The 12562-nt window shown below is 66.1% G+C and carries 12 protein-coding genes; 7 read left to right on the top strand and 5 right to left on the bottom strand.

What is annotated here, in order from left to right:
• From AWC12_RS09145 to AWC12_RS09135, 3 genes are read right to left on the bottom strand one after another with little or no spacing between them, the layout of a single operon-like run.
• The gene (locus AWC12_RS09145; protein WP_024446121.1) at positions 1–321 is read right to left on the bottom strand and encodes a hypothetical protein; all 321 of its coding nucleotides are present in this window, start codon (positions 319–321) and stop codon (positions 1–3) included.
• Positions 318–971, bottom strand: a complete 654-nt coding sequence (locus tag AWC12_RS09140) for an LpqN/LpqT family lipoprotein (protein ID WP_085173722.1) — start codon at positions 969–971, stop codon at positions 318–320. Before AWC12_RS09140 ends, AWC12_RS09145 begins: the two co-directional genes overlap by 4 nt.
• Before the next feature lies 1 nt (position 972).
• Positions 973–3000, bottom strand: a complete 2028-nt coding sequence (locus tag AWC12_RS09135) for a prolyl oligopeptidase family serine peptidase (protein WP_085173720.1) — start codon at positions 2998–3000, stop codon at positions 973–975.
• A gap of 88 nt (positions 3001–3088) precedes the next feature.
• On the opposite strand from AWC12_RS09135, the gene AWC12_RS09130 reads away from it, so the two are divergent.
• Both AWC12_RS09130 and AWC12_RS09125 read left to right on the top strand, forming a co-directional pair.
• A complete protein-coding gene (locus AWC12_RS09130; RefSeq protein WP_085173718.1) occupies positions 3089–4156 on the top strand; it encodes a GGDEF domain-containing protein in 1068 nt (355 codons plus the stop codon).
• Between the two features lie 43 nt (positions 4157–4199).
• Entirely contained in the window at positions 4200–4490 is a 291-nt protein-coding gene (locus AWC12_RS09125) for a ribosomal protein L7/L12 (protein WP_085173716.1), read from the top strand.
• 153 nt (positions 4491–4643) lie between these two features.
• Here the strand turns inward: AWC12_RS09125 and AWC12_RS09120 are convergent, their stop codons facing one another.
• Both AWC12_RS09120 and AWC12_RS09115 read right to left on the bottom strand, forming a co-directional pair.
• Positions 4644–6191 (bottom strand): IS1182 family transposase, encoded by a 1548-nt coding sequence (locus AWC12_RS09120; RefSeq protein ID WP_085173714.1) that lies wholly within the window; start codon positions 6189–6191, stop codon positions 4644–4646.
• A gap of 150 nt (positions 6192–6341) precedes the next feature.
• On the bottom strand, positions 6342–8162 hold the full coding sequence (locus AWC12_RS09115; RefSeq protein WP_207576401.1) for an NAD(P)/FAD-dependent oxidoreductase: 1821 nt from the start codon (positions 8160–8162) through the stop codon (positions 6342–6344).
• Between the two features lie 119 nt (positions 8163–8281).
• Here AWC12_RS09115 and AWC12_RS09110 point away from each other — a divergent pair, with 119 nt between their 5' ends.
• Genes AWC12_RS09110 through AWC12_RS09090 form a run of 5 tightly spaced genes read left to right on the top strand, consistent with a single transcriptional unit; the run spans position 8282 to position 12447 of the window.
• Complete coding sequence (locus AWC12_RS09110; protein WP_085173712.1) at positions 8282–9337, top strand: 2,3-butanediol dehydrogenase; 1056 nt, start codon at positions 8282–8284, stop codon at positions 9335–9337.
• Entirely contained in the window at positions 9334–10128 is a 795-nt protein-coding gene (locus AWC12_RS09105) for an acetoin reductase (RefSeq protein WP_085173710.1), read from the top strand. Before AWC12_RS09110 ends, AWC12_RS09105 begins: the two co-directional genes overlap by 4 nt.
• A 23-nt stretch (positions 10129–10151) precedes the next feature.
• The gene (locus AWC12_RS09100) at positions 10152–11435 is read left to right on the top strand and encodes a helix-turn-helix domain-containing protein (RefSeq protein ID WP_085173708.1); all 1284 of its coding nucleotides are present in this window, start codon (positions 10152–10154) and stop codon (positions 11433–11435) included.
• A gap of 1 nt (position 11436) precedes the next feature.
• Positions 11437–11913, top strand: coding sequence for a DUF779 domain-containing protein (locus AWC12_RS09095; protein WP_085173859.1), 477 nt, complete (start codon positions 11437–11439; stop codon positions 11911–11913).
• Positions 11914–11955: 42 nt separating this feature from the next.
• The gene (locus tag AWC12_RS09090) at positions 11956–12447 is read left to right on the top strand and encodes an SRPBCC family protein (protein ID WP_234813897.1); all 492 of its coding nucleotides are present in this window, start codon (positions 11956–11958) and stop codon (positions 12445–12447) included.
• Positions 12448–12562: the final 115 nt, after the last annotated feature.

Genomic DNA, 12562 nt, shown 5'->3' with positions numbered 1-12562 from the left:
TTACACCGCCGGCGGCGGGTCGGGTTGCCGATGCGGTTCGTATGCCGAATAGATCGTGCCGCCGATTTTGATGTTCGGGGTCCGGAAATACGCCGAGCCCACCATCAGAATGAGCGCGGCGACCACGAATGCGACCGAACTCTGAAGGTCCGGCAGGCCGCCCAGGAACACCAGAACGACCCCGGTAGCGGTCCCCGCCCAGTAGATGCGCCGCTTGACCGCACGCTTGGGCAGGGTGGGAGTGTCCCATCCGGGTAGGGCGGCTCCCAGGACGAGCGCGAGTGCGCCCGCGCCGAGCAGTGCGTACGACCACGTGCTCATGATCCCGGCACCAGCATTTGGAACCCGTCGATGATTTCCTGTGAGTCGGCGACGTACCTCGGATCGGTGGGATTGGTGGTCTGGATGGTGAGTGTGGCGAGGAAGGTGGACCCTCTGTCCTCGGCGACCACGGCATGCATGATGATCGGCCGCTCCGGTGCCGGACCCATCGGCGGAGCAACGTAATGAGTTGTCTCGGAGGGCAATCCGCAGGTGGTGTTGCTGACGGGTTTCAGATCGAATGCGCCGAGGCCGTTCTCCAAGTTTGCCCGGTTTTCTTCGAACACGTCCTCGGGTGCCTCGATACCGCGCACCGACTCGAGGGTGACGACGGCGTTGGGGGCGAAGTCGTTGCTGATGAGATCGGTCGAAACGATGGTGTAGCGGATGATTTCGCTGTCCATCATCGAGTTGCGTTCCCAACCGTCGGGCACCGGGATGCGCAGCAGTGGTTCACTGTCGTCCTCGCTGGGAATGTCGTCGAGCGGTGCATCGACGGTGGTGCACTGCGCTTCGTCGCCCCCGGCCGCACTGATATCGCCGGCGCCGGCCACCGCTGTCACGGCGGTTCCGGTGATGTTCTGGGAGCATCCGGTCAGCAGCAGAGCTGACGCGGCAGTGGCGCCGAAAAGCGTTGTCCAGTTGGTCATGTCAGTGTCCGTTCAGGGTGCGCAGCAGGTACTCGAAGACGAGGGCGGACCGGAAGGCGATCTGCGGATTGTCCGACGCGCCGGCGTGACCGCCCTCGATGTTCTCGTAGTAGCTGACCGGGTGCCCGGCCGCCTCGAGAGCGGCGGTCATCTTCCTCGCATGGCCGGGATGAACCCGGTCGTCACGGGTTGACGTGGTGATGAGAACCGGCGGGTATCGCCTGTCCGTCGAAATATTCTGATAGGGGGAGTATTCGGAGATGAACTTCCAGTCGTCGGGATCATCGGGATCGCCGTACTCCGCGACCCACGAGGCGCCGGCAAGCAGAAGATGAAAGCGCTTCATGTCGAGCAGTGGCACGCTGCACACCAGGCCGCCGAACAGTTCGGGGTACTTGGTCAGCATGATTCCCATCAGCAGCCCGCCGTTGCTTCCGCCCTGTGCGCCGAGTTGGTCGACGGTGGTGATCCCGCGTTCGACCAGATCCTTTGCCACAGCAGCGAAGTCCTCGCCGACGAGGTGCCTGCCCTCGCGCATGGCCTGGGTGTGCCACGTCGGCCCGTACTCGCCGCCTCCCCGGATGTTGGCCAGCACGTAGGTGCCGCCCCGCGACAGCCAGAGTCGGCCGAGAACGCCGTCGTAGCCCGGCGTGCGCGCCACCTCGAACCCGCCGTAACCACCGAGCAGCGTCGGACCGGGGGTCCGGCGGTGCCGGTGTCCGACCACGAAGTAGGGGACGGCGGTGCCGTCATCGGAGGTCGCGAAGAACTGCGACACCTCCAGATCGGAGGCGTCGAAGAACGACGGTGCCCGCTTGATCTCGCTGAGGTTCCCGTCGGCAGATCCGTATAGCAGGCGAGACGGAGTGAGGAAACCCGAAGAGTCCAGGAACATCTCGTCGCCCAACGGATCTGTGCCGACGATCACGGTGTTGGTGTTCTCCGGCAGTCCGGGCACCGGTTGGGAGATCCACGCGCCGGGCGTGTAGATCGCGACACGGCTGGCCACATCGGCCAGCGTCACCACGACGAGGCGATCACGCGTCCACGCATAGTGGTGCAGGCAGGTGTGCGCATCCGGACTGAACACCACCTGCAATTCTGCTGTGCCACTGAGGAATTTCTCGTAGTCGGCGGCGATCAGGGAACCGGCCGGATACGTTTGGGTGCCGTACTGCCACTCGGTGCGCAACTCGATCAGCAGCCACTCCCGGTGGATCGAGATGCTCGCGTCGGTAGGGGTGTCGATGCGGATCAGCTCGCCGTCGCGCAGTTCGTAGACCCGCTCGTTGAAGAAGTCGAAGGCCCGGCTCACCAGCGTGCGTTCGAAACCCTCGGTGTGATCCCGAGAGCCCGCGACGACCACGTCCGATTCCGCACCGCTGAACACTGTTTCGGCCTCCGACAGCGGGGTGCCGCGCCGCCACCGCTTGACCAGCCGCGGATAGCCCGACTCGGTGAGCGACCCCTCGCCGAAGTCGGTGCCGACCAGCAGAGTGTTCTCGTCCTCCCAGGACACCTGCGACTTGGCCTCGGCCAGTTCGAATCCGCCGTCCACAAAGACTTTTGTCCGCATGTCGAATTCACGAACCACCGCGGCATCGGAGCCGCCGCGCGACAAGCTGATCAGAGCCAGTGAATAGTCCGGTTCGAGCACATCCGCGCCGGCCCACACCCAGTTCTCGTCGTCGGCGCGCGCGAGTTCGTCGAGGTCGATGATGACCTCCCAGTCCGGCTTCTCGGTGCGGTAACTCTCCAGCGTCGTGCGCCGCCACAGGCCCTTCTGGTTGGCCGCGTCGCGCCAGAAGTTGTATAGGTACTCGCCGCGCCTGCGCACATACGGGATCCGCGCATCGGTGTCGAGAACTTCCAGCGCCTCGGCCCGCATCTGCTCGAAACGCTTGCCGCTGAGCTCGGCCACCGTCGGCGCGTTGTGTTCGCGGACCCAGGCGAGCGCATCGTCGCCGGTGACGTCTTCGAGCCACAGGTACGGGTCGTCGGTATGCGCGGGGTTCGTCACGCCCCCCATTCTGACCACCCCGACCGGACGTGTTCGATTCGGCTGCTGCGCCCGGTGGACTGGGTACTATCGCCCCAGGTGAGCATCGGGGGCCACGGTGAACCACATCCGCCAGTGGTGGCGACAGCCGGACCGCCATGAATGGCTGTCGGAGTACCTGGCGTCACGTCGGCTCCTGCGCGTTTCGTCTGTGGTGATGGCCGCGATCATGACGGCGCTCGCGGCCGCCATCGCCTTGATGGCGATCAGCCCGTCCGGTCAGCAGGGGGCCGCCAGCGGTGTGGTGTTGGCGATTGCTGTGGTGTTCGTCGGCATAGCCGTCACGTATGCGGTGCGCTGGCCGAGTCGGCGACAATCGACTGTTTTCTCGGTCCTCGGCAGTGCCGCCATCGCCTGCGTCGCACTGACGGCGACAGATCCGCATACCGGACTGCTGACCTGCTGGGCCTTTGTCGGGCTGGCCGCCTATGTCGCGACCTTCCACAATCCGCGGCTGCTCGCCGTCACGGTGAGCGCGGCGCTTGTGACGGCCGGGGTGTGCGCGGCGCGGATGGCGTGGGCAGGCGACGTGGCGATGGCGGTGGCCACGTTGCTGCTGTCCACCGGCGGGCTGCTGACGGTCCCGTTCGGCGGTCAGATCCTGGTACGGCTGCTGTGGAACGACGCGGTGTCCACAGACCCGCTGACCGGTCTGACGAACCGCCGCGGCTTCCGCCGGTCGGTGCGCGCCCTCGTCGCCGAGGCTGCCCGCCGGGGCTCGGGAAGTTTCAGCATCGTGGTGATCGATCTCGACGGGTTCAAGCGGCTCAACGACACGCTGGGCCACGCGGTGGGGGACCAGGTTCTCGTCGACGTCGCTGAAAGGCTCCGCTCCGCGAGCGGGTCCGGTGTGATCACAGCGCGCGTCGGGGGCGAGGAGTTCGCAGTCGCGCAAGCCTCGCCGCCGCGCGAGATGGAGATGCTGGCGCGTCGATTGTGCTCGGCGATCGCATCGAATCAGTGGGGTGTCACCGCAAGTCTCGGGATCGCCGGTGTCACGGTGACAGACCCTCGCGCAGACACCGCGACCCTCATCGAGCGGGTCTTCGCCGCGGCTGACATGGCGATGTACGAGGCGAAGAGGGCCGGCGGCAACCAGATCCGGCAGTCGTCGGCCGCCGCGTGAGCGACGCGGCCCCTGGTTGCGGCGCACACGACATACTTGCCGCATGGGCATTTTCGGACGATCAGACGACGGTCTCGATGACGGTGGGCTGCGTCGCCGGGTGGAGGAGCTGGAACGTCGGGTCGCGGCGCTGGAATGGGCACTGCGTGTTGCGGGACCGCGGACCGAGACGGCGTCGATGCCGGTGCCTTCCGCGGCCGGGCCCCCCATCAGTCCCGAGGTCGTGCAGCTGGCTCTTGCCGGCAAGAAGATCGAGGCCATCAAGGTGCTGCGCGAACAGACGGGGTTGGGGCTCAAGGAGTCCAAGGACATCGTCGACACCCTGGCGCCCTAGGAGTCTGCTGAATTAGGGGTTTTGGGGCGGGGTGCCTCAGAGCGCTCGGTGGCGCGTTGGTGTAAGTCAGACCCGAGGGCCGACAGAATTCGAGGTCACCCCGCTGTGTTCAGCGTGGCATGGGGTTTTCAAGCAGGCAAGACCTCGTCGGTGTCAGGCGATGGCCCAGTTGGTGCCGGTGTGGGTCAGGCCGATGGTGATGAGGCGACGCAAGTTAAGTGCGGCACTGCGGTGATGCAGCCAGTGGTTGTTCTTGACCACACCGCGGTAGCGGACTTTGCGGTTACCGCGGGTCAACCAGGCGATCGAGCGTTCCACCATGGGGCGGTGTTGGCGGTATTCAGCTTGCCAACCCAGATCGCGGGCATGGGCGCGGGCAGCCCGTTGCAGGGGTTCGTATTCAGTCAAGGTGAGTTTGCGGCCACGCTTGGCGGTAGTGCACTGTGATGCCAACGGGCATGTGCTGCAGCGTTTCCCGAAACACACGCCGCCGCCGGGCGGGATCGACAACGTGTGGTTGGCAGGACAGGTCACGGTGCGGGCATCGACATCGATAGCGAAGTCGTCGGTGGTGAAACCCCCGGGCACCGGAGCGCGCAACGGCAGCGGTTTGATCACCGCGATGTGCTTGGAGTCGGCCAAGGCGGCACGGGCAGCGCCGGTGCCGTAGGCCGAATCGCCGAGTACCCGCACCGCAGTGTCCTCACCGTCGAGTAGAGCCAGTCCGATCACGGCTTCGTGATTATCGGGGCCGTTGGCCTTGGTCAGTGCGCAGTCGGTGATCAGCCCGGTGTCGGGTTCGATCGCTATGTGGGCTTTGAAGCCATCCTGGCGGCGGTGCACCGTCTTATGCGCATGGCGGGCCTCGGGATCGACCGTGGAGATCACCCGGTCCGGGGCAACGTTGTGCGCGATCTGCCAGTGTCCGTCGGTGCCATCAGAGCCCTCGACGGGTTCGACGTCCTGGCCGGCGATCAACGCCAACAACGCCACCGCTTCAGCGGCGCGGGGCCCCAAGTCCTGCTCAGGAAGGTGTCCCAGCAGGCGGTGCGCATCGCCGACTAGGGCATCGACGAGCTGATTGCGAGCCGCCTTGTCATTCCAGGCGATGGCCGGCTTACCTGGGTCGTTCCAATCGTGAGCGTGGCAGTGCACAGCGACGACTGCCCCAGCACCGGGGACGTCGCGGCGCACTCGGCGGATCGCGGCGATCAGCTGGGTCACGGTGTCCTGGGTGGCCACCGCATCGTCGAGGACGGTGGAATCCAACGCACGCCGGGTCTTGCCTGCCAACACCCCGGTCGCCGCGATGACGGACTTGACTGCCTCGAAGATGCGATCCGGGCGATCCGAGGCGGCCAACCGACGTCGCCAGTAGGTCAGCGTCGTCGAGTGAAACGCCCCCGCGGTGATCGGTAGCCCGCAGGCCGCCTTCCAGCGCAGATCGAAGGTCACCGCCTCGACGGTTTCGTTGTCAGAGAGCCCGTGCAGGGCCTGCAGCGTGATCACCGAGGCCATCACCTCAGCAGGCACACTCGGACGGCCCCGACGTGACGGGAAGAGATCGGCGAACATCGCCTCAGGAAACAACTCATGGCGATGTGCTGCCAAGAACGCAAACATGCTGTCGGACTTCAGAAGATGCCCGGCAACCGACTCCGCATCCAACAACTCACGCTGATCATCAGAGCGACCCTGCACCCACCAATCATCCCAAAAGTAAAGGTCAACCCACCCCCGCCACGCGGGATTAATTCAGCAGACTCCTAGTCGCCCAGCGTGCAGCCAGGGCTGTGCCGACGAACGGGATCACGACCCTGGCTGCACTCTCGGCGGTTGCCCCGTCCCGCCTCAGCTCAGGTGGTGGACCTCCTGCAGCCCGTACACCGGGGTGGCCATGCCCTCGAAACGCGCCTTGAGCTGTAAGGCCAGATACAGCGAGTAGTGCCGGGACTGGTGCAGGTTGCCTCCGTGGAACCACAGGTTGGGCTGCTGGGTGGGCTTCCACATGTTGCGCTGCTCGCCCTCCCACGGGCCGGGATCTTTGGGCGTGTCGCTGCCCAGGCCCCAGACCTTGCCGACGCGGTCGGCGACGTCCTGGCCGATCAGATCCGCGGCCCAACCGTTCATCGAGCCGTAGCCGGTCGCATAGACCACGACGTCGGCGCGTAGCTCGGTGCCATCGGAAAGGACGACCGAGCTCTCGGTCAGTCGGTCGACTTGCCCGTGTGCCAGCTTGATCCGGCCGTCGGCGACCATGTCACACGCGCCGACGTCGATGTAGTAGCCCGAGCCACGCCGCAGATACTTCATGAACAGCCCCGAACCGTCTGCACCCCAATCCAATTCGAAGCCGGCGGCTTCCAGCCGGTCGTAGAACTCCTTGTCGCGTTCCCGCATCTGGTCATACAGCGGGATCTGGAACTCGTGCATGATCCGGTACGGCAGCGACGCGAACGTCAGATCGGCCTTCTCGGTGGTCATGCCCGCCGCCAGAGCGCGCTCGGAGTAGAGGTCGCCGAGGCCGATGTCCATCAGGGTGTCGGATTTGACGATGTGCGTCGAGGAGCGCTGGACCATCGTCACGTCGACGTCGTTTTCATAGAGCGCCTTGCAGATGTCGTGCGCCGAGTTGTTGGAACCGATCACGACGGCCCTCTTGCCGACGTACCTGTCGGGGCCCGGGTGCGCGCTCGAGTGGTGCTGATCCCCGCGGAAGACGTCCTGGCCGGGGAGCGTCGGGACGTTCGGCTTGCCCGACATGCCGGTTGCGAGCACCAACTGCGTCGGGTGCAGCGTCAGCCGTTCGCCGTCGCGGTCGACCTCTACGGTCCACTGGTTGGCGGTCTCATCGAAGGTCGCGGACAGGCACGTGGTCTTCGACCAGTACGGCACCTCCATCACGCGGGTGTAGAACTCCAGCCAGTCGCCGATCTTGTCCTTGGGTGCGAACACCGGCCAGTTCTGCGGGAACGGCAGATACGGCAGGTGGTCGTACCAGACCGGGTCGTGCAGGCACAGCGACTTGTACCGCTTGCGCCACTGGTCGCCGGGGCGCTCGTGCTTGTCGACCACGATCGCGGGAACACCGAGTTGGCGCAGCCGCGCGCCGAGCGCGATGCCGCCCTGTCCGCCGCCGATCACCAGCACGTAGGGCTCAACCGTGCGGCCCAGTTCGGCGTCTTCGGCGGCCTTTTTCTCGGCCCACGACCGCGGGTCGGGGTCGTCGCCGTGCACAGCGCCGAGCACGCGAGTGGAGCCTTTGCGCTCCTCGTGGCCCTTGAGTTCCTGCAGCGCGGTCAGCAGCGTCCAGGCTTGATCCCCCTTCAGCCGGAGGTGTCCCACCCCACGTCCGGCGCCGGTCTCGAATTCGATGAACGCCGACGTGACGTCCCCGTCCCGGGTCGGCGCCTCCCGCGTCCGGAAGCCCGACGGGTGGGTCTCGGCCAGCCGCGCACCGAGCATGTCGGCGATCTGGTCACGGCCTTCGAGGGTCTTGATGTTCCAGGTGAACGACACCAGATCGCGCCAGAAGCTGTCGACGGCGAACATTGCGACGACGCGCTCGACGTCGCGGACGGCCAGTGCCGCCTCGAAGTCGGCGAGCCAGGCATCGACGCGTTGCTGCGGCGTGAGATCGGTGGTGGTCTGCGGGTCGAGAGTGGAAGTCATGTGAGCCAGACCACACCTCAAGATCAGGGTCTGGCAAGAGTTGCGAACCGTTGCACGAGCACGCTGCAACCCCCTGCAACTCTTTCGCGGTGTGTCGGCGATCACATAGGAATGTCGCCATGAGAGCAGCTGTGTACTACGGACCGAACAAGCTCGAGGTCGACGACGTCGCCGAACCGGAGCCGCGTCCCGGGACCGTGAAGCTCAAGGTCGGCTTCAACGGCATCTGCGGGACGGACCTGCACGAGTTTTACGCCGGCCCCATCTTCGTGCCGACCTCACCACATCCGTTGACCGGTGCTCAGCTGCCGCTGACGATGGGCCACGAGTTCTCCGGCACGATCACTGCCGTCGGCGCCGGCGTCACGGGATGGAGCGAGGGGGACCGCGTCGCCGTCGAACCCATCTACAAGTGCGACCACTGCGTGCCGTGCCGCGCGGGCAACTACAACGTCTGCCAGCAGATCGGCTTCCACGGGCTGATGTCCGACGGCGGGATGGCCGAGTACACCGTGGTTCCGACGAGCATGCTGCACAAGCTGCCCGACACCGTCTCACTGGAACTCGGTGCTCTCGTCGAACCGATGTCGGTCGCCTACCACGCCGCCACCCTCGGGGACGTGACGCCCGGTGACACCGCGATGGTGTTCGGCGCGGGTCCGATCGGCATTGGCCTGTGGTTTGCCTTGCGCGGCAAGGGACTCAACGATGTCTTCGTCGTCGAGCCGTCACCGACGCGGCGCGCCGCCATCGAAGCGCTCGGAGCCCAGACTCTGGACCCGGCCGGTGTCGACGTGCCCGCGTTCGTTGCCGACCACACCGACGGCGAGGGCGCCGACGCGGTGTTCGACGCGGCCGGCGTGGCCCCCGCCGTCGCTGACGCATTGGCGTGCGTCGGCTCGCGCAAACCGATGATCAGTGTCGCCATCTACGAAAAACCCTTGGAAACACCGCTTCTCAACCTCGTGATGAACGAGTCCAGGATTCAGGGCTCCCTCTGCTACACCGGCGCCGACTTCGAGGCCGTGATCGCGCTGATGGCCGACGGCAAGTACGACACCACCGGGTGGGTGACCCATATCCCGCTCGACGATGTGGTCGACGGAGGGTTCGAGGCGCTGCACGCCGGTAAGAAGATGAAAGTCCTCGTCGACCCGAACGGAGAAGGCGCATGACACTGCAGGGCAAGGTCGCACTGGTGACCGGTGCGGCAAAAGGGATCGGCAGGGGCATCGCGCTTCGACTCGCGCGGGACGGCGCGGACGTCGCCCTCGTCGACGTCCGGCCGGACGGCCTCGACGACGTCGCGGCGGCGATCGCCGAGATCGGTTCGAAGTCAACCACATTCGTCGCTGATGTCAGCGACCGCGACCAGGTGTTCGCCGCCGTGGAGCACGCCGCGTCCGCCTTGGGCGGTTTCGACATCATGGTCAACAACGCCGGTATCGCGCTGGTGGGGCCGATCGAGGACGTGACGCCCGCGCAGGTCGAGAAGCTGTGGGCGATCAACATCAACGGTGTGCTGTGGGGGATCCAGGCCGCTGTCGCGAAGTTCAAGCAGTTGAACAACAAAGAGCAAGGAAAGATCAGCAGAGTCATCAATGCCTCGTCGATCGCCGGTCACGACGGGTTCGCGATGCTTGGTCCCTACAGCGCGTCCAAGTTCGCCGTCCGGGCTCTGACGCAGGCCGCCGCCAAGGAGCACGCCGTCGACGGCATCACCGTCAACGCGTACTGCCCCGGCGTGGTCGGCACCGACATGTGGGTGGAGATCGACAAGCGGTTCGCCGAGCTGACCGGCGCCGCCGAAGGTGAAACTTACGACAAGTTCGTCGGCGGCATCGCGCTCGGTCGCGCGGAGACGCCCGACGACGTGGCCGGCTTCGTCTCCTACCTGGCCGGCCCCGACGCCGACTACATGACCGGGCAGTCCGGTCTGATCGACGGCGGCCTGGTCTACCGCTGAGATGGGGAGCACACTGGGTATCGATGCAGGTTTCACCGGTGCCTGAACCCGCCGTCGCCGTCGGGGAGGATCCGCGCAGCTACGCGCGGCTGATGTCGGCTGTCTACGACGCGACGATGGCAGGCCACCGTGCGCCTGCCCGGCCGCGGGAGGTCATCGGCGACTCGTGGCGCCGGATGATGGCCAACGGGGTGAATCCCGACGAGGTCGTGCCTGTCGTCGAGGCGGGTGCTTTGGAGATGCTGCGGCGCTCGTCGGGGCTGATGGAAGTGCTCGACGAGATCTCGCACGGCCTGGAATCACTGGTCGCCGAGGGGGAGAACATCCTCGTCGTGGCCGACGCCTCGGGCCGGGTGCTGTGGCGCTCCGGGTCGCCTGCGGTGTTGAGCAACGCCGACCGGCTCGGCTTCGTCGAAGGCGCCAACTGGGGGGAAGGGTCCGTCGGCACCAACGCCATCGGCACGGCGCTGGTGTCCCAGCGGGCAGTGCAGGTGTTCTCCGCCGAGCATTTCCTGCGCAGCCACCACCCGTGGACCTGTGCCGGCGCACCGATCCGGGATCCGCGCACCGGTCAGGTGATCGGCGTCGTCGACGTCTCGGGTCCGGCTGCCACCGTGCACCCCACCACCATCGCCCTCGTCGACGCCGTCGCCCGCCTGGCCGAGTCCCATCTGCGCCAGGAACACGACCGCACGTTGAACCGGCTGCGCGCCCTGGCCGCACCGATCCTGGCGCGGATGGGCAGCCCGGCACTGGCCGTCGACACCGAGGGCTGGGTGGCTGCGGTCGATGCCATGCCGCTGCACAACCGGATCCTGTTGCCCGAGCAGATGGGTCCAGGCCGAATGTGGCTGGCGACGCTGGGCATGTGCGCCGTCGAGCCGCTGCCCGGGGGATGGCTGGTGCGGCTGGCGCCGGACGAGGATTGCGGCCACCGCGCAGCGTCACAGGTGACTTTGGATCTTCGCGACCCAGACCGGCCGTCACTGGTGATGGCGGGGGACTTCGGCAGCTGGCGCCACGACCTGTCCCTGCGGCACGCGGAAATCCTCTGCGCCCTTGCCCTTTCGCCACAGGGGCGGTCGGCGCCGCAGCTGGCCGAGGACCTCTATGGCGACCGATCCAGGGTGGTGACGGTGCGCGCGGAGATGTCACGGCTACGCAAGCAGTTCACCGGACTGCTTGCCGCGCAGCCCTACCGGTTCTCCGGCGCTGTGGAGCTGTCCGTCTGCTATCCGGCCGACCGGCGGCTGCTGCTGCCACCGTCGACGGCACCCGCGATTCGCGCAGCAAGGGAGAATGGCTGACATGCATGCACCCAATCGGGCACTGGTGACCGAGGACGCCGCCGAGCTGATACGCACACTGCAGGAGCGGCACGGAAAGTTGATGTTCCATCAGTCCGGCGGCTGCTGCGACGGGTCGTCCCCGATGTGTTACCCCGACGGCGATTTCATCGTCGGGGACCGGGACGTACTGCTCGCCGTGCTCGACGTCGGTGACGGCGTGCCGGTGTTTATCTCCGGTCCACAGTTCGACACCTGGAAGCACACCCAACTGGTGATCGACGTGGTGCCGGGCCGCGGTGGCGGCTTCAGCCTGGAATCGCCGGAGGGCAAGCGATTCCTCTCGCGCGGCCGGGCGTTCACCGACGAAGAGAACCGTGCGCTGGACGCTGCGCCGCCGGTGACGGGGGCGGATTACGAGCGCGGGGAACGACCACAGGCCAACGGCACGCACGTCGTCGCCGATGCCGTCGACGCCTGCGCAATTCCTCAGCGGTAGCCGGTGCGCCGAGAGGGCGCACAGATCGCGTGTAGGCGTATTTTGGCGATCTGCCTGCACTCTCGACGCGGCGGCGCGATGCTTACTCGAATGCGGAGGGTGAGCACGCGACGCTTTGTCGGCGCGCCTGTCGACGACGTTTTCGACTGGATAGCCGATGGAACAAATTGGGCCACCATCACCGGCATGCTCTACTCGCGGGTTCGTTCCGCAGACGGTGCCGAGCCCAATGGTGTCGGTTCGATCCGCGACTTTGCCAGCCTCGGTTCGAAGGTCTCTGAGATCATCACCGAATTCGACCGCCCGCGCTATATGGGCTACCAAGCACTGTCTTCGATTCCGAAGATCGAACACGACGGCGGATCGATCGCCTTTCACGAGGTCCCGGGGGGAACCGATGTCGTGTGGACCACAGCCTTCCGGCTGACCGTGCCCGTTGTCGGCGATCTCCTCACGAGGATCTATGCCCCGTTGATCAAACTGGGGATGATTAGAGTCATCCAGGCGGCTGATCGCGCCCTGGGTAAACGCTAGACACGTGGCGCGAGAATCGGCGAGACACAACACGATCACGAAAACGGCTGCACCCATGAGCAGGATCGCCCTGCTGACCGGCTGATTGGCGATTTCGCAGACGCTCGTCGTGATC

It is taken from the genome of Mycolicibacterium iranicum (genome assembly GCF_002101705.1).
Taxonomy (GTDB): Bacteria; Actinomycetota; Actinomycetes; order Mycobacteriales; family Mycobacteriaceae; genus Mycobacterium; species Mycobacterium iranicum.
The sequence above is the reverse complement of the archived record's forward strand: the minus strand, read 5'-3'. Positions and strand labels throughout refer to the sequence as shown.

Bases quoted from the DNA above. Each gene is read 5' to 3' on its own strand.
- AWC12_RS09115 (WP_207576401.1), bottom strand. From the start codon at position 8,162: ATGACTTCCACTCTCGACCCGCAGACCACCACCGATCTCACGCCGCAG.
- AWC12_RS09110 (WP_085173712.1), top strand. From the start codon at position 8,282: ATGAGAGCAGCTGTGTACTACGGACCGAACAAGCTCGAGGTCGACGAC.
- AWC12_RS09145 (WP_024446121.1), bottom strand. From the start codon at position 321: ATGAGCACGTGGTCGTACGCACTGCTCGGCGCGGGCGCACTCGCGCTC.
- AWC12_RS09100 (WP_085173708.1), top strand. From the start codon at position 10,152: ATGCAGGTTTCACCGGTGCCTGAACCCGCCGTCGCCGTCGGGGAGGAT.
- AWC12_RS09105 (WP_085173710.1), top strand. From the start codon at position 9,334: ATGACACTGCAGGGCAAGGTCGCACTGGTGACCGGTGCGGCAAAAGGG.
- AWC12_RS09140 (WP_085173722.1), bottom strand. From the start codon at position 971: ATGACCAACTGGACAACGCTTTTCGGCGCCACTGCCGCGTCAGCTCTG.
- AWC12_RS09125 (WP_085173716.1), top strand. From the start codon at position 4,200: ATGGGCATTTTCGGACGATCAGACGACGGTCTCGATGACGGTGGGCTG.
- AWC12_RS09135 (WP_085173720.1), bottom strand. From the start codon at position 3,000: ATGGGGGGCGTGACGAACCCCGCGCATACCGACGACCCGTACCTGTGG.
- AWC12_RS09095 (WP_085173859.1), top strand. From the start codon at position 11,437: ATGCATGCACCCAATCGGGCACTGGTGACCGAGGACGCCGCCGAGCTG.